General features: G+C 62.8%; 17 protein-coding genes. 10 read left to right on the top strand and 7 right to left on the bottom strand.

Annotation, left to right across the window (positions count from 1 at the left end; genetic code table 11):
* The first annotated feature begins 277 nt into the window (after positions 1-277).
* The 5 genes from urtA to urtE all read left to right on the top strand — a co-directional run bounded on the left by urtA (position 278) and on the right by urtE (position 5,902).
* On the top strand, positions 278-1,531 hold the full coding sequence (urtA, locus tag ASN89_RS00080; RefSeq protein WP_058047833.1) for an urea ABC transporter substrate-binding protein: 1,254 nt from the start codon (positions 278-280) through the stop codon (positions 1,529-1,531).
* 141 nt (positions 1,532-1,672) lie between these two features.
* Entirely contained in the window at positions 1,673-3,256 is a 1,584-nt protein-coding gene (urtB, locus tag ASN89_RS00075) for an urea ABC transporter permease subunit UrtB (protein WP_058047832.1), read from the top strand.
* The gene (gene urtC, locus ASN89_RS00070; RefSeq protein ID WP_058047831.1) at positions 3,253-4,374 is read left to right on the top strand and encodes an urea ABC transporter permease subunit UrtC; all 1,122 of its coding nucleotides are present in this window, start codon (positions 3,253-3,255) and stop codon (positions 4,372-4,374) included. The genes urtB and urtC overlap by 4 nt, the downstream gene beginning before the upstream one ends.
* Positions 4,371-5,201, top strand: a complete 831-nt coding sequence (urtD, locus tag ASN89_RS00065) for an urea ABC transporter ATP-binding protein UrtD (RefSeq protein ID WP_058047830.1) — start codon at positions 4,371-4,373, stop codon at positions 5,199-5,201. Before urtC ends, urtD begins: the two co-directional genes overlap by 4 nt.
* Positions 5,202-5,203: 2 nt before the next feature.
* Positions 5,204-5,902, top strand: coding sequence for an urea ABC transporter ATP-binding subunit UrtE (urtE, locus tag ASN89_RS00060; protein WP_058047829.1), 699 nt, complete (start codon positions 5,204-5,206; stop codon positions 5,900-5,902).
* Positions 5,903-5,904: 2 nt separating this feature from the next.
* On the opposite strand, the gene ASN89_RS00055 is transcribed toward urtE, so the two are convergent.
* The 3 genes from ASN89_RS00055 to ASN89_RS29235 form a co-directional block, all read right to left on the bottom strand.
* Positions 5,905-6,489: a chromate transporter gene (locus tag ASN89_RS00055; RefSeq protein WP_035820135.1), complete on the bottom strand. Its 585-nt coding sequence runs from the start codon at positions 6,487-6,489 to the stop codon at positions 5,905-5,907.
* On the bottom strand, positions 6,486-7,073 hold the full coding sequence (locus ASN89_RS00050; RefSeq protein ID WP_058047828.1) for a chromate transporter: 588 nt from the start codon (positions 7,071-7,073) through the stop codon (positions 6,486-6,488). The genes ASN89_RS00055 and ASN89_RS00050 overlap by 4 nt, the downstream gene beginning before the upstream one ends.
* 80 nt (positions 7,074-7,153) lie before the next feature.
* Positions 7,154-7,330 carry a hypothetical protein gene (locus ASN89_RS29235; RefSeq protein ID WP_200968925.1) on the bottom strand — a complete coding sequence of 59 codons (177 nt, stop codon included), beginning with the start codon at positions 7,328-7,330 and terminating at the stop codon, positions 7,154-7,156.
* 261 nt (positions 7,331-7,591) lie between these two features.
* On the opposite strand from ASN89_RS29235, the gene ASN89_RS00045 reads away from it, so the two are divergent.
* Positions 7,592-7,813, top strand: coding sequence for a hypothetical protein (locus tag ASN89_RS00045; protein WP_046684013.1), 222 nt, complete (start codon positions 7,592-7,594; stop codon positions 7,811-7,813).
* A 416-nt stretch (positions 7,814-8,229) separates the two neighbouring features.
* Here the strand turns inward: ASN89_RS00045 and ASN89_RS00040 are convergent, their stop codons facing one another.
* Positions 8,230-8,829, bottom strand: a complete 600-nt coding sequence (locus tag ASN89_RS00040; protein WP_235501812.1) for a two-component system response regulator — start codon at positions 8,827-8,829, stop codon at positions 8,230-8,232.
* A 362-nt stretch (positions 8,830-9,191) separates the two neighbouring features.
* The gene (locus tag ASN89_RS00035) at positions 9,192-9,740 is read right to left on the bottom strand and encodes a phosphohydrolase (RefSeq protein WP_052755761.1); all 549 of its coding nucleotides are present in this window, start codon (positions 9,738-9,740) and stop codon (positions 9,192-9,194) included.
* A gap of 188 nt (positions 9,741-9,928) precedes the next feature.
* Between ASN89_RS00035 and ASN89_RS00030 the strand changes: the two genes are divergently transcribed.
* Positions 9,929-13,066 (top strand): NAD(P)-binding protein, encoded by a 3,138-nt coding sequence (locus tag ASN89_RS00030; RefSeq protein WP_058047827.1) that lies wholly within the window; start codon positions 9,929-9,931, stop codon positions 13,064-13,066.
* Positions 13,067-13,068: 2 nt separating this feature from the next.
* Complete coding sequence (locus ASN89_RS00025; protein WP_058047826.1) at positions 13,069-13,980, top strand: alpha/beta hydrolase; 912 nt, start codon at positions 13,069-13,071, stop codon at positions 13,978-13,980.
* Here the strand turns inward: ASN89_RS00025 and ASN89_RS00020 are convergent.
* Entirely contained in the window at positions 13,965-16,844 is a 2,880-nt protein-coding gene (locus ASN89_RS00020; protein ID WP_235501811.1) for a hybrid sensor histidine kinase/response regulator, read from the bottom strand. The genes ASN89_RS00025 and ASN89_RS00020 overlap by 16 nt on opposite strands.
* 156 nt (positions 16,845-17,000) lie before the next feature.
* Between ASN89_RS00020 and ASN89_RS00015 the strand changes: the two genes are divergently transcribed.
* Entirely contained in the window at positions 17,001-17,630 is a 630-nt protein-coding gene (locus ASN89_RS00015; RefSeq protein ID WP_046684015.1) for a LysE family translocator, read from the top strand.
* Here ASN89_RS00015 and ASN89_RS00010 read toward each other — a convergent pair.
* The gene (locus tag ASN89_RS00010; RefSeq protein ID WP_058047824.1) at positions 17,593-18,330 is read right to left on the bottom strand and encodes a YceI family protein; all 738 of its coding nucleotides are present in this window, start codon (positions 18,328-18,330) and stop codon (positions 17,593-17,595) included. The two genes, ASN89_RS00015 and ASN89_RS00010, sit on opposite strands and share 38 nt — an antisense overlap.
* A gap of 586 nt (positions 18,331-18,916) precedes the next feature.
* Here ASN89_RS00010 and ASN89_RS00005 point away from each other — a divergent pair.
* Positions 18,917-22,193 (top strand): DUF11 domain-containing protein (locus ASN89_RS00005; protein WP_161911721.1); only part of this gene is annotated, 3,277 nt, incomplete at its 3' end.

The raw sequence follows: 22,193 nt of genomic DNA, 5'->3' as shown, positions 1-22,193 counted from the left end.
AAAGAAGCAAGTACCACGCTGATTTCATGTTTACTTACGCCGCCAGGCAGTGCGGCGCAAGAGAGTCATATCTTAGTGCGCTTATCAAGAAAGCTCAATTAGTTTTTAGATAATTCCAGATTCCCCAGGAAGTGGCGCTGCTGCACCAAAACGGTGGGCCGCGCGCCGCCCTGTCGCCCCGCCCCCGCCACTCCAGGGCAATGTGCCTGGCATGCATTCTGCTTTAACAACATCGTATGCTCAGCTCGACCCCCACGAACCCTACACAGGAGTCCCCATGTCACGACGCATCATCCTGAAAGCGGCCGCCGCCGGCGCACTGGCCCTGGCCACGTCCATCACCATGCAGGCAGCCTTGGCCGCCGATACGATCAAGGTGGGCATTTTGCACTCCCTGTCGGGCACCATGGCCATTTCCGAAACGTCGCTGAAAGACGTGGCCTTGATGACGATCGCCGAGATCAATGCCAAGGGTGGCGTGCTGGGCAAGAAGCTGGAAGCCGTCGTCGTCGACCCGGCGTCGAACTGGCCTTTGTTTGCGGAAAAAGCGCGCCAGCTGGTGGCGCAGGATAAGGTTGCCGTCGTGTTCGGCTGCTGGACGTCCGTGTCGCGCAAATCCGTCTTGCCGGTGTTCAAGGAACTCAACAGCCTGCTGTTTTATCCGGTGCAATACGAGGGCGAGGAACTGGAAAAGAACGTGTTTTATACGGGCGCCGCACCGAATCAGCAGGCCATTCCCGCCGTCGAATACCTGATGAGCAAGGATGGCGGCGGCGCCAAGCGCTTCGTGCTGCTGGGCACGGATTACGTGTATCCGCGCACCACCAACAAGATCCTGCGCGCCTTTCTGAAAAGCAAGGGTGTCAAGGATAGCGATATCAGCGAGGTCTACACACCGTTCGGCCATGCCGACTATCAAACCATCGTCGCCAACATCAAGAAGTTTTCCACGGGCGGCAAGACGGCCGTCATTTCCACCATCAATGGCGATTCGAACGTGCCGTTCTACAAGGAACTGGGCAATGCCGGCTTGAAAGCCACGGACGTACCCGTCGTCGCGTTTTCCGTGGGCGAGGAAGAGCTGCGCGGCATCGATACCAAGCCCTTGCTTGGCCACCTGGCGGCGTGGAATTATTTCGAGTCCGTCAAGAATCCCGTGAATACGACTTTCATCAAACAGTGGAAAGCCTATGCCGTGGCGCAAAAGCTGCCGAACGCGGGTTCGGTGGTGACGAACGACCCGATGGAAGCGACCTATGTCGGCATCCACATGTGGGCGCAAGCCGTGGAAAAAGCCAAGTCGACGGACACGGACAAGGTGATCGCCGCCATGGCCGGCCAGAGCGTGAAAGCGCCATCGGGCTTCACCCTGACCATGGACGCCACCAATCACCATTTGCACAAGCCCGTGATGATCGGCGAGATCAAGGCCGATGGGCAATTCAATGTCGTGTGGAAAACCAAGGAACCGATACGTGCCCAGCCGTGGAGCCCGTTTATCAAGGGGAATGAGGGCAAGCAGAAGTTATGAGTTAGCGGCCAAAAGGCCGGGGTCAGTCGCTTCGCGATCGGAATTCGTCCCATTGGGACGAATTCCCCCGACGGGACTTGGTGTCCCTGTCTGACCCCAGATTTTCGCTTGGGCTGAAATAACGATGAGAGGTCTTTCCGCATGCGTCTGCTACGTCGTATTTTGCTATTACTTTGCCTGTTGCCGTTGTCAGCGCAGGCCGCCATCCCTCCCGACCTGCTCAAGCCGCTATCCGGCGACGACCCCGATACCAGAGTCGCCGCCGTCGCCCAGATCGCCGCCCTGGCCACGCCCGAGGCCGCCCGTGTGCTGCAAGCCTTGCAGGACGATCAGTTATATGCCGCGCCCGACGGCAAGGTCTACATCGTCGACGGCGAGCTGGCGTATGACCCGTCGACCAGCAAGAGCGTGCCTCTGCCGGACGGCATCGATGGCGTCATGGTCAACAACCGCTTGCGCTCGGCCGTGGCGGGCGCTCTGTCGGGGCTGAAACTGCTGGCGCCTGAGCGGAGCACGCGCCTGGCTGCCGCGCGGGCGCTGCAGCAATCCGTCGATCCGGCGCAGCTGCCCTTGATCCACAAGGCGCTGGCGCAAGAGAGCGATGCCGAGATCCAGCAGATATTGCAAGTGCTGATCGCCAGCGCCAACCTGCATGCGCCAGACGCCGTCACGCGCAAGCAGGCCGTGCAGGACCTGGCGGGCAGCAGCGATGCGCGCTTGCTGCCCGTGCTGCAAGCCATGTTGGAGAAAGGGGGTGAACCGGACGAGGCCGTGCAGCTGGCCGCCATCGACACCATGGGCCAGATCAAGGGACGAGTGGCACGCATGGAATTCGCCGGCAATGTCTTCTACGGCATCTCTCTGGGCAGCGTGCTGCTGCTGGCCGCCTTGGGGCTGGCCATCACCTTCGGCTTGATGGGCATCATCAATATGGCGCATGGCGAATTACTGATGATAGGCGCTTACACGACGTATCTGTGCCAGCTATTTTTTCGCACCTATTTGCCTGGCCTGCAGGAGGCGTATCTGCTGGCCGCCTTGCCGGCCGCCTTTCTCGTCGCGGGACTGGTGGGCGTGGCGCTTGAGCGCACGGTCATCCGCTGGCTGTACGGGCGGCCGCTGGAAACCCTGCTGGCCACCTGGGGCATCAGCCTGATCCTAATGCAGACGGTGCGCACGATCTTCGGCGCGCAAAACGTGGAAGTGGCCAATCCCGCGTGGATGTCGGGCGGCGTCACCGTGCTGGGCGGCCTCGTGCTGCCGTACAACCGCCTGGCCATAATCGTCTTCGCCGTCCTTGTCGTGATGGCCGTGTGGCTGATCCTCAACAAGACGCGCCTGGGCCTGTTCGTGCGGGCCGTCACGCAAAACCGCCGAATGGCCGATTGCGTGGGTGTGGCCACGGGCAAGGTCGACATGCTCACTTTCGGCCTCGGTTCCGGCATCGCGGGGCTGGGTGGCGTGGCCTTGTCGCAGCTGGGCAACGTGGGACCGGACCTGGGCCAAAGCTACATCGTCGATTCCTTCATGGTGGTGGTGCTGGGCGGCGTGGGCCAGCTGGCCGGCACCGTGATCGCCGCGCTGGGCCTGGGCGAAGTGAACAAATTTCTCGAACCGGTGGCGGGCGCCGTGCTGGCGAAGATCGCCATTCTCGTGTTCATCATCATTTTCATCCAGCGCCGGCCGCAGGGCCTGTTTGCCATGAAGGGACGCAGCGTCGAATGACTACCTCCTATCCGATAAAGCAGGGCCTGTTCACGCGGCCCGTCTGGCTGGTCATTGCCGCCTGCACGCTGCTGGCGGCAATGTTGCCGATCTTTAACCTGGCGTTTGCCGAAGGTCATGCCTTGCACGTGTCCGCCTACACGGTGGCGCTGGTGGGCAAGTTCATGTGCTACGCGCTGGCCGCACTGGCGCTGGACCTCGTCTGGGGCTACACGGGCATCCTGTCGCTGGGACACGGCGTGTTCTTTGCGCTGGGCGCGTATGCCCACGGCATGTATCTGATGCGCGCCATCGGCGAGCAGGGCCAGTACCACAGCAGCTTGCCCGACTTCATGGTCTTTCTCGACTGGAAAACCTACCCGTGGTACTGGGCCTTCACGGAACACTTCTGGTACTGCATGGCCCTCGTCGTGCTGGTGCCGGGCGTGCTGGCTTTTGTCTTCGGTTACTTTGCGTTTCGCTCGCGCATCAAGGGCGTGTATTTTTCCATCATCACGCAGGCGATGACGTATGCCTTCATGCTCTTGTTCTTCCGTAATGACACCGGCTTTGGCGGCAACAATGGTTTCACGGATTTCAAGACCATCCTCGGCCACAGCATCACGGCGCCCGCCACCCGGGCCGTGCTGTTCCTGCTGACCCTGGCCTTCCTGCTGGCGGCCTTGATCGGCGCGCGCGCCATCGTCCGCTCGAAACTGGGCAGGGTGCTGCAGGGCGTGCGCGACAGCGAGGCGCGCTTGATGTTCCTCGGCTACAACCCGCTGTGGTTCAAGCTGTTCGTCTGGGCCTTGTCGGCCGTGCTGTGCGGCATCGCCGGCGCCTTGTACGTGCCGCAAGTGGGCATCATCAACCCGTCCGAAATGTCACCGGCGAATTCCATCGAGATGGTCGTGTGGGTGGCTGTCGGTGGGCGGGGCACCTTGATCGGTCCCATCCTGGGCGCCTTCACCGTCAACGGCTTGAAAAGCTGGTTCACGGCCGCCTTGCCGGAACTGTGGCTGTTCGCGCTGGGCTTGCTGTTCATCGTCGTCACCCTGTTCATGCAGCAAGGCATGCTCGGCGTGTTGAGCAAGCTCAGACGCAAGAAAGCGGCCGTCGTGGCAGAGGAGGCCGCATGAGTATCCGCATGTTGCCCGGCATGGCAGGCACGGAAACGGGCGCCAGCTATTCGCGCGTCAAAGGCGAGGGTGTCGACACGACGCATGGCGCGATTTTGTACCTGGAAGACATCAGCGTGTCCTTCGACGGTTTCAAGGCCATCAACAAGCTCAGTCTCGACATTTCTGTCGGCGAGTTGCGCTGCATCATCGGCCCTAACGGCGCGGGCAAGACGACGATGATGGACGTGATCACCGGCAAGACGCGGCCCACGTCCGGCACGGCCTGGTTTGGCCAGACCATGAATCTGGCGACGATGACGGAAGCGCAAATCGCCCACGCGGGTATCGGGCGCAAGTTCCAGCGCCCCACCGTGTTCGAGCAGCACACGGTGTTCGACAACTTGGAACTGGCGATGAAGATGGACAAGCGCGTGGCGCCCACCCTGTTTGCGCGTTTAAGCTCGGAGCAGGCAGGCAAGATCGAAGCGATATTGCACCTGATCCGCCTCAATGGCCACGAGGCGCGGCCGGCCGGTTTGCTGTCGCACGGGCAAAAGCAGTGGCTGGAAATCGGCATGCTGCTGATGCAGGAGCCGCAGCTGATTCTATTGGACGAACCCGTGGCCGGCATGTCGGATGCGGAAACGGCGCGCACGGCGGAATTGCTCAATGAATTACGCGGCAAACATTCGATCATGGTGGTCGAGCACGACATGGGTTTTGTCACGGAAATTGCCCGGCAAGGCATCGTTACCGTGCTGCATGAAGGGTCCGTGCTGGCGCAGGGCCGCATGGACGAAGTGCAGGCCGACGAGCGCGTCATCGAAGTTTATCTGGGAAGGTAACCATGCTGGAAGTCGAACAATTGAATCAATACTATGGTTCCTCGCACACCTTGCGCGGCATCAGTTTGTCGGCGCGCAAGGGCGAATGTCTGGCCTTGCTGGGACGCAATGGCGTGGGCAAGACGACCTTGTTGAAATGCCTGATGGGCGTGCTGCCCGTGGCGCAGGGCAAGGTGGTGTTCCAGGGACGTGACATCACGAAACTGACGCCGCATGCGCGCGCCAAGCTGGGCATCGCCTACGTGCCGCAGGGGCGCGACATCTTTGCGCGCCTGACGGTCGAGGAAAACTTGCTGATGGGTATGGCGAGCAAGCGGGGCAGGCAGGCTTCGCGCATCGATCCCCACGTGTATGAACTGTTTCCGGTATTAAAGGAGATGCTGCAGCGGCGTGGCGGTGATTTGTCCGGTGGGCAACAGCAGCAACTGGCCATCGCCCGCGCCCTGCTGGCCGAGCCGCAGCTGATCATCTTCGATGAGCCGACGGAAGGCATCCAGCCCTCCGTCATCAAGGATATCGGCAGGGTGATCAGCCTGTTGAAACAGCGGGGCGACATGGCCATCGTGCTGTGCGAACAGTATTTCGATTTTGCCCGCGAACTGGCCGACGAATTCATCGTCCTGTCGCGCGGCAGTGTCGTCGCCAGCGGCAATGCGGAACAGATGGCTGGCGAGGACGTGAAGCGGCACCTGGCCGTGTGAGGTCAGACGAGCTGGAACCAGCCCAGCACGGCCCCTGCCGCCAGCAGCCACAATAAATGGATCTTCGTGCGCCAGATGATCAGGCCGGCCACGATGGACAAGCTCCACAGGGGCCAGTCGGTGCGGATGTCATGGTTGGCGCCGCCCAAAATCATGCCCGTGGAAATCAGGAGGGCGACGACGATGGGCGCCATGCCTTGCTTGAAGGCGCGCACGGGGAGCAGGTCGCGGTTGCGGTAGCCCCACTGGGCCGCCACGTAGGTCAGGGTGGTGCTGGGCAGCATGATGCCCACCATGGTGATGAACACGCCCAGGTAGGCGGCCGTGTAGCTGCCCGCGTTCATGCCCACGTTCCAGCCCATCAGGGCAACGAACAGCACGTTCGGGCCGGGCGCGGCCTGGGCGATGGCGATCGATTCATTGAATTGCGCCTGCGTCAGCCAGCCGTGCTGCTCGACGAGGAAACGGTGCATTTCGGAGGTGGTGGAAATGGCGCCGCCGATCGACATCAGCGACAGCATCAGGTAGTGGCCGAACAGGTTCAGCCAGTCGCCCGTGCTCAACACCAGTTGCAAGGGCGGATTCATGTGGACAGCTTTCGATAGGTGAGCAGGCAGCCGATGCCGCCCAGGCCCAGCAGGATGTACAGCAGGGGCCAGCGGAAGATCGCCACCATCAGCACGCCCAGCACGGTGATGGACAAGGTCAGCCACAAGGGCAGCGGATGCTTGGTCAGCGCGGTCGCCAGTTTCACGCCCGTGGCGGCGATCATGCCGGCCGAGACGGCCGCCATGCCGCGCAGGGCGCCCGCCATCTGCGGGTTGTCGCCAAAGCGCGTGTACAGCACGCCCAGCACGAGCACGATGACGAGGGGCGCGGCCAGCATGCCGGCCAGCGCCGTCAGCGCGCCCTTCAAGCCGAAATAGCGCCCGCCCACCATCAGCGACAGGTTGACGACATTCGGCCCGGGCATGATTTGCGCCACGGCCCAGTCTTCCAGGAATTCTTCCTGCGTCAGCCAGCGCTTGCGCTCGACCATCTCACGCTGGATCACGGCCAGCACGCCGCCAAAGCCTTGCAGGGCCAGCCAGGTGAACGAGAAGAACAGGTCGGCAAGCGAAGTCGGTTGCGGGCGGGGCAGGTCGGGAGGAAGGGTGGAAGGTGCGGGCATGGCTGATTATCGCTGTGCCTGCTTCGCCTTGTCCATGCTTATGTCCGTACTTCTTTCCCATGCCCTTGTCCAGGCATGGCTCAGCCCCCGCCGATGCCGGCGATAACCACGCCCGTGCCCCCGCACATGGGACAGGGCTGGCCATCCGCCCTAGTGCCCCGGCCCTGGCAATGCGTGCAGACGTTTTCACCGGTGCCGGGGGTGCCGGAAGGGGCGATGTCGCCGGGATTTTTGGCTGGATCGGGTGTTGTATTCATGTCGTGTCTCCTCGTCCATGCAGTGCGAACGCCGCGTGTTGACAGCAAGTCCATATTAGGTTGGCGACAGGCGCTGCGTTTGATCTGCCTTAGACGTGCGGCCTTGTGTATCAGAAAAAAACTGCATGGGAATAACTGGCTGGCATTGACATCGCGCGTTTTTCGGCAATACTTTCGCTGTTACTCTTCCACGCTGCCATCCCGGCTCCGCTCTCCGCTGCCGCTTCCCGCCATGTCTACCTTCCGCAGGAGTCATTCATCATGCCTAATTCCCAAGAAACCTTGCACATGCCCGTCATACCTGTGGTGCGCCATGCTCGCGTGGACCAGAAGATGTGCGATATCGTCAACCTGGGCATCGCCGTGCAGGCAGCCTTCAGCACCTTGTGCGCGCTCGAATACCTGAAGTCATACAATGTCGCCCCCGAACTGATCGAGCGCGTGCTGCTGCATCCGGAGCAGCGCCGCCAGACCGTGCATTGAGTATCCGCACGGCAACTGTGTTGCCGGCAGCGTGAGCCCGGTGTTGTCGGATTGATCATTACGGCTCAGTTATGCACAAATGATGGGTTAACGAAATTGGCGAAATAATTTTCTTGTGATTATGTGTGAGTTTCCAAGTGCTTGATTTTAATGGATTTTATTTTTGCTGTTTGATTGAGCAGTTTATTGAAAGCCGCACGGGCTGTGGCTTTGAGGGCTGTCAATAGGGCCTTATCCACAAAGATATCCACAGTCCGTGTGGATATCTGAAAAAGGGCTTAACAATCCGCCACTTAGGAAATTGGGGCTGCTCGGCACATGCGATGGGCCGGCAAAATGGGCCAAAATGGGGCATTCCACAAGCCTGTATGCTTATCCAGTGCTCTTGTTTTTATGACTGAAAGTAGCGGCCGGGTTCAGGGGGTACCGCCGGCCGGCGCCGCCGGCGTGTTGCCGCACTGGGCCAGGGCTGCGGCGAGCTCGGCGACTTGTTGCTCCGCTTCGCGCAAGGTGGCGTAGGTGCGCAGCGAGGCGATCACGGTGGTAAACAACTTGCGCGTGGTCAGGTCCGTCTTGCACCAGAAATCGTTGATGTCGTAGTCGATGATGATGCGGTGCTCCAGCGCCTGGCCGGGCTGGCCCGTGCGCAGGATGATGCGCACGGCGGTATTGTGCAGATCTTCGCGGATCTGGCGCGCCACTTGCAGCCCGGCATCCTGAGTCTCCATGATCACATCGAGCAACACGACGGCGATATCGGGTGTGCTGCGCAGCAAGGCCAGCGCCTCGGCGCCCGAATACGCGTGCAAAAAGCTCAGCCTGCGACCCTGGAAGCTGGCCTGGCTGAGGGCGAACTTGGTCACCACGTGCACGTCGACATCGTCATCGACGATCAGCACGCGCCATGGCGTCGCGGTGGCAGGCTCTGCCGCCGCGTCTGTCCGTTCCAGCGGTTCGTCGACCAGCCAGTCCGGTTCGCCCGCCCCCTTGGCGGCGCTGTCGCTATCCATGTTCATGCGTTTATCCACCATTGATCGTGCGCGCTATTCCACACTATGCCAGTCTGCGGGGTTTGTCAAAACAATGCTGTTCAGACAAGGCTACCTGGCGCCAGGAGCGCTTATGCACAGCAAAATATATTTTCATGGTGGTGAAGTAACTTTGCTCTAGTGCAAATTCATGATTGCAAGTCATTGATTTCATTGGGGTAAAAAATTGCCTGTGAAATCAGCAAATTGTTGAAACCCGCATCAATACTGGTGTTGCGGCTTGTCAAGAGGGGCTTATCAACAACTTTATCCACAGTTGCTGTGGATATCTAAAAAAGCCATGCAAAAACCGGGGCTTAGCGCCCGTTGGTGAGGCAAGGTCGTAGCATTCATGCGGCAAGTCCAAGTCCGCTCAGCTGGGCAAAGGCATGCAGGAAGCGCTGCTTGGCTTCGGCCGGGCCCATGGCTTCGATTATACCGGGCAAGGGGGCGATGCCGTCAAGGTAAGCCCAGCGTTCGGCCGAGTGCGGCATCAGGTCGCGCTTTTCCGTCGCCAGCGCGATCAGGTCGGCCCGCTTGATGGGCGCGTAATCGGAAAAATCCAACCCATACGTGGTGGCGATGATGGCGCTGACCTTGTCTTCCAGCACGGCAAATTCCGGCAGCAACACTTTCAAGGGTTTTACCATGTCGCCCAGGTAGGCTTCCGCCGCGTCGTGCAGCAGGGCGGCCAGGCGCAAATGGGGCGGCACCAGTTCGGCGACGATCAGGCTGTGCTGGGCAACCGAGTAAAACACTTGCGTCTGTCCATTGAAGCGGCACTGGTAGGCGAGGCCGTGGGCGATGTCCTCGATGGCGACCTTGTCGATATGCGGGCGCAAGGGATAAAAACGGTTGCCTGAATAAGTAGAAACGTAGTCGGTGGTAATCATTGCCATGGCATGGTGCTCGGAACGCTCAAGATGTTTCATCCTACACCCGATGGCATGGGCTTGCCCCGGCTGCCGTGCGCAAGCCTACGCTATGCATCTTGGAAAATCCTTTAATTTATTTCATATCATTCATTGCTGTTTCTAAAATACACTGTAGCAATCTTGTTTTTCTGAAACTTCACAGGGGCAGGGCAATGACGGCGCAACCTTCGGCAAGACCTTCGTATATCTATCAGCGCGGTTCGGTGATGATGCACTCGCCGCTGCAATTGAAACAGTCGGAAATGTACGGCTATTTCGTCAAGGGTGATCTGGCCAAGCTGCAGGCCACCGTGAATACCACCTTGAACCAGGTGGCGGGCAGCAAGATGACCCTGAAAGCCCTGTCGCCGTATGTGATGCTGACGTTTACGCGTGTCAACCATGCGGACTCCGCCAATCCCGTCGACCAGGCCAAGGGCTGGATCACGGAAGTCGACATCGTCACCTGGATCATGGTGGGGCAGATGGATGACGCGGGTAAGCTCGCGCATATCTATTGGTACCCGTGCCATATTTTCGTCGATGACGCGATGGCCCTGATCAACGGGCGCGAACTGTTCGGTTATCCGAAATACCTGTGCGACTACGAGATTCCCGCCGCCGGCAGCGAGCCGCTGCGCTGCTCCGTCGCCGCGAAGGGCTTCCAGCATTTTTCGCCGGAAACGAAACTGGCCCTGCACCCGCTGCTGGAAGTCAACGCCACCGTGCAGACGGGGCCGCACAAACCCGTCAACAGTTTCCTGGAGCTCATCGAGCAGGCGTTCCAGATTTTTCTCTCCATCCCCGATTTCTTCGACATGGACCAGGCCGGCTGGGCCGATATTCTGTCCTTGCTGCGCAATCCGCGCATCGACCAGATTTTCCTCAAGCAATTCCCCGACAGTGCGGGCGTGAAAGCCGTGTACCAGGCCCTCGTGGCCGCGCCGGCCGAGATCAACCGCCTGCACAGCGCGCGCCTGCTCGGCTATGACTACGAGTGCACGGTGCATGCATTTGACAGTTTCCCGCTGGACCAGACCCTGGGCTTGCAGCTGGGACCGCAAACGGCCATCTTGCCCTTCAATGTGAACTTCGATTTCACGGCCATGCCGGGCGAGGAGCTGGTCGACAATTCCCGCATCGCGCCGGAAAAGATCGCCATTCTCGGCGGCGGGGTGGCGGCCATGACCACCGCGTATTATTTGACGAACCAGCCGGGCTGGCAAAACCGGCACGCCATCACCGTCTACCAGCTGGGCTGGCGCCTGGGCGGCAAGGGCGCCAGCGGGCGCAATGCGCAAGCGGGCCAGCGCATCGAGGAACACGGCTTGCACATCTGGTTCGGCTTTTATGCGAACGCTTTCAAAATGATCAAGGAAGCGTATGCGAGCCTGGAGCGCCCGCCCGGCGCGCCGCTGGCCACCTGGCGCGACGCCTTCAAGCAGCACGATTACGTGGCTCTGTCGGAAGACGTCAAGGGAGAGTGGCGCAACTGGTCCATCGTCTTTCCCACCTTGCCGGGCGAGCCGGGCGAGGGCGGTGAAGACATCACCCTGTGGCAGATGGCCATCGCCATGGTGGGCTGGATCGAGCAGTGGATACGCCAGATCCGGCAAGTGGCCGATGCCGACGCGCGCATCGTGCGCGCCAGCGCATCGCAGGGAGAGGGCGTGTGGCCGGGCTGGCTGCGCCGCCTGGCCGACGAGGTGGTGGGGCAAGCCGATGAACTGGGGCTGGACGTGGGCTTGTCCGTCGGCGCGCTGGTGGCGCTGGTGGCCGACCTGGCGCCCGACTCCACGCGCCACGACCAGGCCCGCCATCAGTTGCTGGCCAGCACCCTGAACGGCATCCGCGCGTGGCTGCGCCTGCGCTACCGGGCCCTGATCGATGGCGACGATGAATTGCGCCGCCTGTTCACCTGCCTGGACCTGGGTATCACGGTCATGAAAGGCATGTTCGAGGATGGCGTGTTCAAGAACGGCTTTGACGTCATCAACGATATCGATTTCCGTGCCTGGCTGAGAAAACATGGCGGGGACGAGCAGTTCAGCGTCAACTCGGCGCCCGTGCGCGGCTTTTACGATCTGGTGTTTGCCTACGAAGGCGGCGATTTTTCCAGGCCGAACATCGAGGCGGGGACGCTCTTGCGCTCGATGGCGCGCATCGGCCTGGCCTACAAGGGCGGCATCATGTTCAAGATGCAGGCCGGCATGGGCGACACCATCTTTACGCCGATGTACGAAGTGCTGAAGAAAAGGGGCGTGGAATTCAAATTCTTCCAGCGCGTGGAAGAACTCGTGCCGGGCGCGGGCGACATCGACAGCATCCGCATCACGCAGCAGGTGCAATTGAAGGACCCCGTCGCCGGCTACGCGCCGCTGGTGGACGTCAAGGGCCTCGCCTGCTGGCCCAGCGCGCCCGACTACGCGCAGATCGAACCGGCCCAGGCGACGCTGCTGCAGGCGCAGGAAGTCAATCTGGAATCGTACTGGAGCGCCTGGCCGCAGCAATACCGGCAGGCGTTCGGCCGCGCGCTGCCCGCCACGGTATTGAAGAAGGGCGTCGACTTCGACAAGGTGGTGTTCGGCATTTCCATCGGCTCGCTGCAAGCGCTGTGCCCGCAGCTGCTGGCACAAAGCCCGGCCCTGCAGCTGGCGGCCGACAAGGTGAAAACCGTGGCCACGCAGGCTTACCAGGTGTGGCTCAACAAGAATCTGGCGCAGATGGGCTGGACCACGCAGCCGAAAGGCCAGCAGCCGGTGCTGTCGGCCTTTACGGAGCCGTACGACACGTGGGCGCCGATGGACCAACTCTTGGCGCACGAAGACTGGCCGGCGGGACTGGAGCCGAAAAACGTCTCGTACTTTTGCAGCGCCTTCCCCGTCGACAGCTACCCGCCCGTCACCGACACGGACTTTCCCTCCCGCTGCGCGGCCAGGGCGAAGCAGGGCGCGCTGCACCAGCTCGAGCGCGAGATCGGCGCGCTGTGGTCCGAGGCGGGCGCGCCGGGTGCGTTTCCGTGGCAATGGCTGGTCGATGCGAAGGAAGCTGCGGGACCGGCGCGCTTCGACAGCCAGTACTGGCGCGCCAACGTCGACCCGTCCGAGCGCTACGTGATGTCGGTGGTGGGCAGCACGCAGTACCGGCTGGCCACCGACCAGTCAGGGTTCAGCAACCTGTTCCTCACGGGCGACTGGATCAGGACGGGCCTCAACGCGGGCTGCGTCGAGGCGGCCGTGATGGCCGGCATGCAAACGTCGCGCGCCATGACGGGCTATCCGGCCGTGATCCAGGGCGAGAAGGATTTCTAGGCATGCGACACCTGATGCTGTCGTGTCTAGTCCTGTTTCACCTGCACGCGGGCGCGGCGCCGTCCGGCGCGATTGTGCTGTGGCCCGGCGCGCCGCCCGGTGGCGCGGCGCCGGGCCCGCAGCGCGACAGCGCCAAGGGCTCCATCACGCAGGTCGAGCAACCGTATCTGATCGCGCACCGCCCGGCGCAGCCGAACGGTATCGCCATTCTCCTGGTCAGCGGCGGCGGCTATGCGCATATCGAGGCGGGCAAGGAGAGCGGCCCCGCCGCCAGCTGGCTGCAAACGCAGGGCGTCACGGCGTTTGAACTCGTGTACCGCTTGCCGCAGGAAGGCGGCGGGGTGGCCGCGCCATTCCAGGATGGCCAGCGCGCCATGCGCGTGATCCGTGCGCACGCGGCCGAATGGGGCATCGACCCGGCGCGCATCGGCATGCTGGGTTTTTCCGCCGGCGCGCACCTGGCCGGCATGACGGCCGTCCAGCCGGACGCCGCCCGCTATGCGCCCGTCGATGCGATGGATAGCGTCTCCGCGCGGCCCGATTTCGTCGTGCTGCTGTATCCCGTGCTGACCATGCAGCGGCCATTTGACACGACGCATGCGAAGAAAGAGCTGCTGGGCGCCCATCCCGCGCGGGCGGCGCGCGATGCGCTGTCGGTGGAATTGCACGTCGATGCGCGCACGCCGCCCGCCTTCATCGCGCAGGCCCTCGACGACCCGATTTCACCGCCCGAAAACAGTACATTGATGGCGGCCGCCCTGCGCCGCGCGGGCGTGCCCGTCGAACTGCACCAGTTCCAGAGCGGAGGACATGGATGGGGATTGGGCAAGCCGGGCAGCGAACCGGCCGCGTGGCCACGGCTGTTGCTGGCGTGGCTACAAGCGCATGGCTGGATGCCTCAGCCTGCGGGCTGAGCTTCCAGGTCCCGCCGCGCCGCATCGAGCGCCTCTTGCAGCTGCGGCAGGAACTGTTCCACGTTATCGAGCTGGCCGTTCGAGGCCAGGGTTTCCATCTGGTGGCACAGGCCGTGCAGGGTGGGGCGGCTCAGGTAGCCGGCGCTGCCTTTCAAGGCGTGGAAGGCTGCTGCCGCGGCGCTGGCGTTGCCATCGCGCACGGCGTGGCAAGCCAGGTCCAGGCGCCGTGGCGCTTCCGTCAGGAACGCTTGCGCGATGCGCTGCAAGTGCTGCGGCGACAGGCCCGCCAGCGGCAGGATGTGGACGGGCGCCGTCATGGGATCGGCCGGCGCGGGCGGCTCGTCGTCGGCGGCGTCCAGGCCGAACTGGCGCGCCAGGGTATCGTCCTCGGTGGGTACGGCAGGCGGCAGCGCGTGGCCGCGCGCCAGCAGCAGGTCGATGATGGCGTCGATTTTTTCGAACAGCAGCGCTTCGTCGACGGGCTTGCTGAGGAAGTCGTCCATGCCGGCCGCCAGGTAGCGCTGCCGGTCATGTTCGCTGGCGTTGGCCGTCAGCGCAAGGATGGGAATCTGCGCGTCGGCAATGGGGAATTGCGCGTTGCCCCCCGCGCGGATCAGGCGCGCGGCCTGTTCGCCATCCATCTCCGGCATGCGGCCATCCATCAGCACGCAATCGTAGGCGCCGGAGCCCAGCGCGCGCAGCGCCTGTTCGCCGTTTTCCACGATGGTCACCTCATGCCCCATGCCTTCGAGCAGGGTGCCGATGATGATCTGGTTGGTGCGCACGTCTTCGGCGCACAGGATGCGCAGGCGGCAGGCGTGGCGCGCGTGGCGTGCGGGCCGGCGCGCATCGGCCGCGGGAGCGCTGCCGTCTTCCAGCGGCAAGGTGAAATGGAAGCGCGAGCCGATGCCGACCCGGCTTTCCACGCCGATCGTGCCTTTCATCAGTTCGACCAGTTCCTTGCAGATGGCCAGGCCCAGGCCCGTGCCGCCGTAGCGGCGCGTGGTGGAATGGTCGGCCTGCTCGAATTTCTGGAACAGGCGCGGCAAGGTGTCCGCGTCGATGCCGGGGCCTGTATCGCTGATGATGAATTCGATGGCGCTGCGGCCATCCTGGCGCGGCGGCGTGCGGGCGCGCCGCACTTCCAGCAGCACTTCGCCATTGGCCGTGAATTTCAGCGCATTCCCCAGCAGGTTGATGAGGATTTGCCGCAGCCGCGTGGGGTCGGCGCGCACGTAGCGCGGCAAGTCCAGCGCCAGTTCGCGACGCAGCAGCAGGCTCTTGGCGTCGGCCTGGCCCTGCACGATGCCGGCCGCGTCGCCGATCAGCGCCAGCAAGTCGAAGTCCACCGTTTCCAGGGTCAGCTTGCCCGCGTCGATCTTCGAGAAATCGAGGATGTCGTTGAGGATGGTCAGGAGCGACACGCCATTGTGCAGGCCGATGCGCAGGTATTCCTGCGTGCGGCCGCGTACGGACTGGTCGCGCAGGGCGAATTTCAGCATGCCGATCACGCCGGCCAGCGGCGTGCGGATGTCGTGGCTCATGGCGGACAGGAAATCGATGCGGTGGCGGCTGACCACTTCCGCGTGTTCCTTGGCCTTCAACAGGGCGTCGTTGCTGAGGGTGAGCGCCAGGGTGCGTTCCTGCACGCGCTGTTCCAGGTTGTTGCGCAGCAATCGGATCTGGTCGGCCAGGGCAAAGGCCAGCAGCAAGCCATCGAAGGTGCCGCCCAGCAAGGTCACCAGCTGGGCGTTGGCCACCATGGCCGGCATCAGGCCCAGGTTGGCGGGCAGGATCAGAAAGCCGGGCAGCATCAGGGCGACGAAGGCCAGCACGAAGAAGCGCGCCGGCTGGTAGCCGCGGCGCCAGACGACGATGCCGCAGATGAGCGCCATCAGCATCCAGATGCTGATGGCGATGGTGGCCAGGGTATGCGCATACGACAGGGCGAAGAAGCAGCTCGGCAGCAGCAGCAAGGGCAGCACCAGGTTGACCTTGCTGATGCTGTGCAGCCGGGGCGAGTAGTCGCGCAGGCGCAGGAAATGCATGTAGAACAGGGTGCTGAAGACGGGCAGCAGGAAAAACGGCACGTAGTGCAGCTGCAGCATGTGCCAGTCGAACAGGTCGGCAAAGACGTGGAAAGTCATGGCCCACGCCAGGCCGTACGTCAGCACGTACAGCGCGTAATAGGCCGAGGCTTTTTCCAGAGTGATGGAAAAGATGAAGAAATTGAACAGGCCCAGCGCCAGCAGGGCGCCGATGGACGCGACCATCAGGAAGTTTTCCTTGCCCACCAGCTTGCGGTAATCCCGCTGCGTCTTCACGCCGAACATGGGCGCGCGCGCGTAATAGGGGCTGGAAAAGCGGATCAGGATGTCATACGTGGCGCCCGGCGCCAGTTGCACATTTTTTCCGTAATGCAATAAGTACTCGTGCGGACGCTGGTAGCCTGTCAGCAAGGTCTGCGGCGCCGTGTACGGCCCGGGGCCATATACGTGTATATCGACCAGGTCGATCAGGGTGTCGTTCGGGTCGATGACCCAGGCCGCTTCGCCGCTGTCGTTGCGCACTTGCGCATGCAGCCAGTAGGCGCCGCCGAACAGGTCGACCTGGTCGGCCGGACGCTGGCGCGCCAGCCAGGCGGGCAGGGCGGCGGCATCGGCCGGCGCCGCTTCATTCTCGGCAAAAAATAGTTGCCCGCCATCGCCCAGGTGATGGATGCCTTGCTTGTCCATGGGGAGTGGGCCTGCCTGCGCCGCGCCCATCATGCTCAGCAGGCTGAACAGAAGCAGCCAGCCGCATAGCCAGGCGCTGACGCGGGAGCTGGAAGCGCGGTGGCGGAATGGGGGCGGGTGGGCTGGCATTGATGGGATTGGTGATGATCGCGCGGGAATGGGCGGCAACGCCGTTTGCTATTGAATGCCCATTTTAATCGACTCTCGGTGACACACGGGCAATTTCATGTCCTGCCCGCATGGCGCCCGCTCCGGTATCATGGCGCCTTTGCCCGCGAGATATTCATGCTCAGTCCCGACCAGTTCCTGGCCTTCCTGGCCGCCGCCGTGTTGATCACCGCCAGTCCCGGCCCCGACAACCTGATGGTGCTGGGCGTGGGCATGTCACGCGGGCGCCGCCAGGGCATGGCCTTCGGCCTGGGCTGCGCCCTTGGCTGCCTCACGCACACGGTGCTGGCGACCATCGGCGTGTCGGCCCTGCTGGCCGCCTCGCCCACGGCATTTACCATGCTGAAAGTGGCCGGCGGGCTGTATCTTGTGTGGCTGGGCATCGGCGCCTTGCGCAGCCGTGGCGGCGCCAGAGTCGATGGCGCGGCGGCCTTGCCCGACGAATCCTTGTTGCGCCTGTTCGGCAAGGGTTTGTTTGCCAACAGTATCAATCCGAAAGTCGTGCTGTTTTTCCTCTCGTTCCTGCCGCAGTTCATCGTCGCGGGCCAGGGCAATGCCAGCTGGCAGACGGCGCAGCTGGGCCTGGTCTTCACGGCGCAGGCGTGCGTGCTGTTCGGCCTGCTCGGCTATTTTTCCGGCGCCGTCGGCCTGTGGCTGAACCGCCGCCCGCGCGCCGGCCTGTGGCTGGACCGGGTGGCCGGCACCATCTTCATCGGTCTGGGTTTGCGCCTGATCCTGGCACGCTGAGTTCTTGCCGGGCGGTAATGCGAAACGCCAATTCCATCTGATCCTGCACGGCCATGGCGCCGCCCAGGACGGCGAACGGCACGATGCCGAAGTCGCTCTGTTTCAATAGCAGGCTGCCGCTGACCTGCAGGCGGCGCCCATCGGCCGCTTCCTCGATGCGCACCGGCAGCTGCACCGTGCGCATCACGCCATGCAGGGTGATGTCGGCATCAAACACCTGCTTGTTCCCCGTGCGGCGCGCGGCGATGCTGACCCACGGATAGCGTTCCGCCTCGAGCACGCGCACCAGCATGTTGTGGCGCGTGCCGGCGATGGCGTCGGCCGACGGCGTCGTCGTCAAGCCGGCCGCCTGGCGTAATGCGGCTTCATCCACACTCATCTCGTCGAGCCGGAAGCGGAACTGCGCGCGTCCCAGCGCGGGCGCCACGACGCCCTGCAGGGTTTGGCTGGCCACCACGTGGTCGTGCCCGAGCCGCGCCAGCGCGCCGCCGCGGCGCACGGTGATGGTCAGCAGGGATTCGTCGGGCGCGATGTGCAGCAGTTGCACGCCTGGCTGTTGCCATGCAGGCGCGGGCATGGCTGGCGCCGCTACCGGCGTGGCCGGGAGCGTGGCGGCGGGCGGCGGCGCGAACGGGGTGCAGGCCGCGAGCAAGGCGCAGGCGCAGGCCAGCAGCGTGCGGCGGTAGGCGTGTGGCGTCAATCAGGACTCCTCTGGCAAAGGGATGGTGGCGCAGGGCGCAATGGGGCGATAGTAAGCGATCCGGGCGCCGGCGCGATAGCCGCTTCGCATGCTCCCCCGTTTTTTGCAAGACCAATGCATCGTGCCGCATGCAATCTCTTGCAGGGCGATAGATGTAAATGCAGTGAAATTGGTATTGACAGCAGGCGCTGGAAAATGAATATGCTGCAGCGCAAGATGGAATGCAGGGCGCCTTGGCAATGAAATGAAAATGCGTATTGAAATTAATGCTGATAATCAGTATTAATAATTTCTTTTAAAAAACAAACTATGTGTTTGATAGTTTCGCATGATTATGCAAATGATAATTTAAATGCGATGTGCAGCTGATCAGTATGCGATAGAAAATAGAGCGTCAGCGTAATTACCTGATGAATGTGATGAATGTGTTGCGAAATATCAACGAGATAATTTAATTTCTTTGTTGGTAACGAAAAAACCACTGTTGTCGTACTCTGGAACTGTTACTTGTTCATATAATCATGACAAATAAATGTCATTTTTATATTGGTCTGCATCTGCAGCGGTACATTTCTTAGCGAACAACATGATCAAAACACTCCAGGAAACGGCAGGCCTTTCCGGCCGCCATGCAGCTTTTTCTTTCGCCGGACGCTACATGGAGATGCTGGCCGCGATTGTCGGCCGCGTCCGCTTACCCCATCTTTCCAAGTGTCATGTTGCGCCGCTGGCGCTCGTTTCCCTGCTGCTGGGCGTCGCCGCGCCCGCTACTGCACAGGTGTTGTGGGAGGATTACCGCGGCATCGAGCGGGTGCCGGCCAATCCGCCCACACCCAATTACAACAATGGCTTCAACGCGGGCAGCACGGGCCGGCTCGCCAGTCTGGCCGCGCTGGCCGCCAATCCCGCCGCCAACGCGGCGCGCACGGGCACCTCGGGACAACTGGACTGGGCCAATGGCACGGCCGCCAATCCCGCGCAATTATGCAACCTCGATACGCAACAAACGTCGGCCGCCTGCCGGGCCTGGATCATGGGCCGCGTGATGTACACGCTGGTGGTTTTTCCACAGGCGGGAAATTACAAATTCAGCGTGGCGCACGATGACGACGTAAAGGTGGATTTCTCGACCCAATATTCGACCAATTACCGCAATACCGTCTACAACGTGGCCGTGGGCAGCGTTGCCGAATATTCGAATAATGAAACGGATTTCCAGAATTTGGCCGGCAATTTCAATAGCGCCACGCCCGGCGGCTGTTATCTGGCCCGCGTCCTGTGGAATAACGTGGGCGGCATCAATTATTTGCACATGCGCTGGACGCGTCCTGACAATGTGACGGAAATTATTCCAGCTGCGCAATTGCGCGATCCCGGCCTGGCCAGTTCCTATGCCGATTGTACGAATAGCAAGACCGACCTGGCCGTCAGCAAGATGGGGCCGGCGCAGTTTTCCGTGGGCAAGCCCTTGAGCTACACCATGAAAGTCTGGAACCGCGGCCCGGCCCTCAGCGCTGGCGCCACCTTCAGCGATGTCCTGCCGGCCAGCTTGAGCAATGTCAGCTGGACGTGCGCCGCCAGCGGCAGCGCTTCCTGCGGCACGAAAACCTCGGGTTCGGGCAGCAACAGCGTCAGCATTACCATGGGTAACTTGCCCGTGAACGCCGCCGTCAGCGCCCCCACCACGGGTTCCTACCTGACGGTGACGATCACGGCCACGCCGGGCGACGCCGCCAGCATCGTGAATACGGCCAACGTGACCGTCTCGCCCAACGAAACGGATAGCGATCTCAGCAACAACAGCAGCAGCACCACGGCCGCGGTCAGGACGAATACCTTGACGGTGCTGAAGGTGTTGGCACCGGCCAGCGACAGCGGCCTGTTCATCATGAATGCCAACGGCACGGCTGGCGCGCAGGGCGGCAACGGCGCCACGGCCAGCGCCGTGGTGCGCGTGGGCAACCTCGTGACGTTTGCGGAAAGCGCGGGCACGGCTACGGATCTGGCCCAGTATCAGAGCAGCTACAGCTGCGTGCGCACGGACACGGCCGCCGTCATTTCCAGCGGCGCAGCCAACGCGGGCAACCTCACCATGCCCGAAGCACCCGTCACGTGTACCATCAGCAACCGCCGCCTGCAGGCGGACATGCAGGCTGTCACCACCGTGCCGCCCGGCCCCTACAATGCGGGCAGCCCCATCACCGCCACGGGCGTGTGCACGAATAACGGCCCCGACAACGCGGCCGCGCCCACTTGCGTCATGAGCGGCTTGCCGGCCGGCGCCACGCCCAGCTGCAGCGCACCCGTCTCTCCCTTCGTTCCCGGCTCGCGCATCAATTGCAGCGTCACCTTCAATCTGCCCGCCAGCGGCAGCCTGACGATTACCACCACGGCCGGCAGCACCACCCTGGACCCCATCCCCGCGAATAACGTCGACAGCGAGCCGCTGGGCGTCGTCAGTCCCCTCGTGCGCGTGCAGAAAGCCGTCGACAAGACGGCCGCCACGGTGGGCGACACCGTGCAATGGACCTTGAGCGCCGCTAACAGCGGCACGGGCGCCACCACGGCGGCGTTGACCCTGAGCGATACCTTGCCCGCCAATCTGGCCAGCATCGTCATCACGCCGACGGCGCCCGCCACCTGCGCGGTGCCGGCCGGCAATACCTTGACCTGCACGGTGCCGGCCGGCCTGGCGCCGGGCGCCAGCGCCCAGGTGAGCATCAGCGCCAGCCCCACGGCGGCAGGCAATTTCATCAACAGCGTGCTGCCGTCGGGCGGCAATGGCGCAAGCTGTGTCACGCCGGCCGCCTGCCAGACGACGACCGTCGTCAGCAAGCCGCTGGTCGACGTGACCACGACCTTGAACGGCTTCCCCGGCACGTCGAATGCGGGCGATGTCATCGCTGGCGTGGTCACCTATGCCAACCTGGGACCAGGCGCGGCCGAAGGCGTGACGTACAGTTTGCAGCTGGCCACGGGCCTGGCGGGCGTGTCGGTCACGGGCGTGAGCGGCAGCTACAACGCGGGCACCGGCCTCATCACGTTCACGGGCTTGCCCGCGATCCTGGCGCCAGGACAGACGTTCAGTTTCAACCTGTCGTACACCCAGCCGGGCAGCAATATTTCCTCGGTGACCAGCACCATCGCCACCACGTCCACCGAGGTGGCGAACGATTATCCGAACACGGCCACGGTGACGGTGCCGGGACCGAACGTGCGCGTCACCAAGACGGCCGACAAGGCCACGGCCAACGTGGGCGAGAATATCGTCTGGACGATCACGGCCAGCAATACGGGCAATATTGCCAACCAGGGCATCGTCAGCCTCGCCGATTTGCTGCCGCCGAACCTGGTGGTGACGAACGTGGTGGCCGCACCGGGCGTGACGTGCCCGCCGCTGGCAAGCTGGGTGGCGTCGAGCACGCAGACGTGTACGGTCGCCCCCGGCCAGCTGGCCGCCCTGAACGGCAGCCGCACGGTCGTCATTACCGCCCACGCCACGGCCGCTGGCAGCCTGTCGAACCGCATCATGCCCAGTGGTCCGGACAATCCGGCTTGCAGCTCGGCCAGCGTGTGCCAGACGACAAGCACCATCACCAGCCCGAAAGTGGCGGTGAAGAAAACCGTCGACCATGCCAGCGTGAATATCGGCGCGACCCTGAGCTGGAGCGTCGTGGTGACGAACAGCGGCGACGGGGTGAGCACCGCGCCCATTACCCTGACCGATACCTTGCCGGCCAATTTGGCGGGCCTGGTGATCACGCCCACCTTGCCGACCACCTGCTCCATACCGGTTGGCAATATCCTGACCTGTTCCGTGCCGGCCGGCCTGGCCGCGAACGGCGGCATCGGCGGTTTTTCCC

The sequence above is a fragment of the Janthinobacterium sp. Ant5-2-1 genome, assembly GCF_001445815.1.
Classification (GTDB): Bacteria; Pseudomonadota; Gammaproteobacteria; order Burkholderiales; family Burkholderiaceae_D; genus Janthinobacterium; species Janthinobacterium lividum_E.
The sequence above is the reverse complement of the archived record's forward strand: the minus strand, read 5'-3'. Positions and strand labels throughout refer to the sequence as shown.

Coding starts and splice junctions, on each gene's coding strand:
- urtE (WP_058047829.1), top strand. CDS start 5,204: ATGCTGGAAGTCGAACAATTGAATCAATACTATGGTTCCTCGCACACC.
- urtC (WP_058047831.1), top strand. CDS start 3,253: ATGACTACCTCCTATCCGATAAAGCAGGGCCTGTTCACGCGGCCCGTC.
- ASN89_RS00050 (WP_058047828.1), bottom strand. CDS start 7,073: ATGCCCGCACCTTCCACCCTTCCTCCCGACCTGCCCCGCCCGCAACCG.
- ASN89_RS00040 (WP_235501812.1), bottom strand. CDS start 8,829: ATGAACATGGATAGCGACAGCGCCGCCAAGGGGGCGGGCGAACCGGAC.
- ASN89_RS00055 (WP_035820135.1), bottom strand. CDS start 6,489: ATGAATCCGCCCTTGCAACTGGTGTTGAGCACGGGCGACTGGCTGAAC.
- ASN89_RS00045 (WP_046684013.1), top strand. CDS start 7,592: ATGCCTAATTCCCAAGAAACCTTGCACATGCCCGTCATACCTGTGGTG.
- urtB (WP_058047832.1), top strand. CDS start 1,673: ATGCGTCTGCTACGTCGTATTTTGCTATTACTTTGCCTGTTGCCGTTG.
- ASN89_RS00035 (WP_052755761.1), bottom strand. CDS start 9,740: ATGGCAATGATTACCACCGACTACGTTTCTACTTATTCAGGCAACCGT.
- ASN89_RS00020 (WP_235501811.1), bottom strand. CDS start 16,844: ATGCCAGCCCACCCGCCCCCATTCCGCCACCGCGCTTCCAGCTCCCGC.
- urtA (WP_058047833.1), top strand. CDS start 278: ATGTCACGACGCATCATCCTGAAAGCGGCCGCCGCCGGCGCACTGGCC.
- urtD (WP_058047830.1), top strand. CDS start 4,371: ATGAGTATCCGCATGTTGCCCGGCATGGCAGGCACGGAAACGGGCGCC.
- ASN89_RS00015 (WP_046684015.1), top strand. CDS start 17,001: ATGCTCAGTCCCGACCAGTTCCTGGCCTTCCTGGCCGCCGCCGTGTTG.
- ASN89_RS29235 (WP_200968925.1), bottom strand. CDS start 7,330: ATGAATACAACACCCGATCCAGCCAAAAATCCCGGCGACATCGCCCCT.
- ASN89_RS00025 (WP_058047826.1), top strand. CDS start 13,069: ATGCGACACCTGATGCTGTCGTGTCTAGTCCTGTTTCACCTGCACGCG.
- ASN89_RS00030 (WP_058047827.1), top strand. CDS start 9,929: ATGACGGCGCAACCTTCGGCAAGACCTTCGTATATCTATCAGCGCGGT.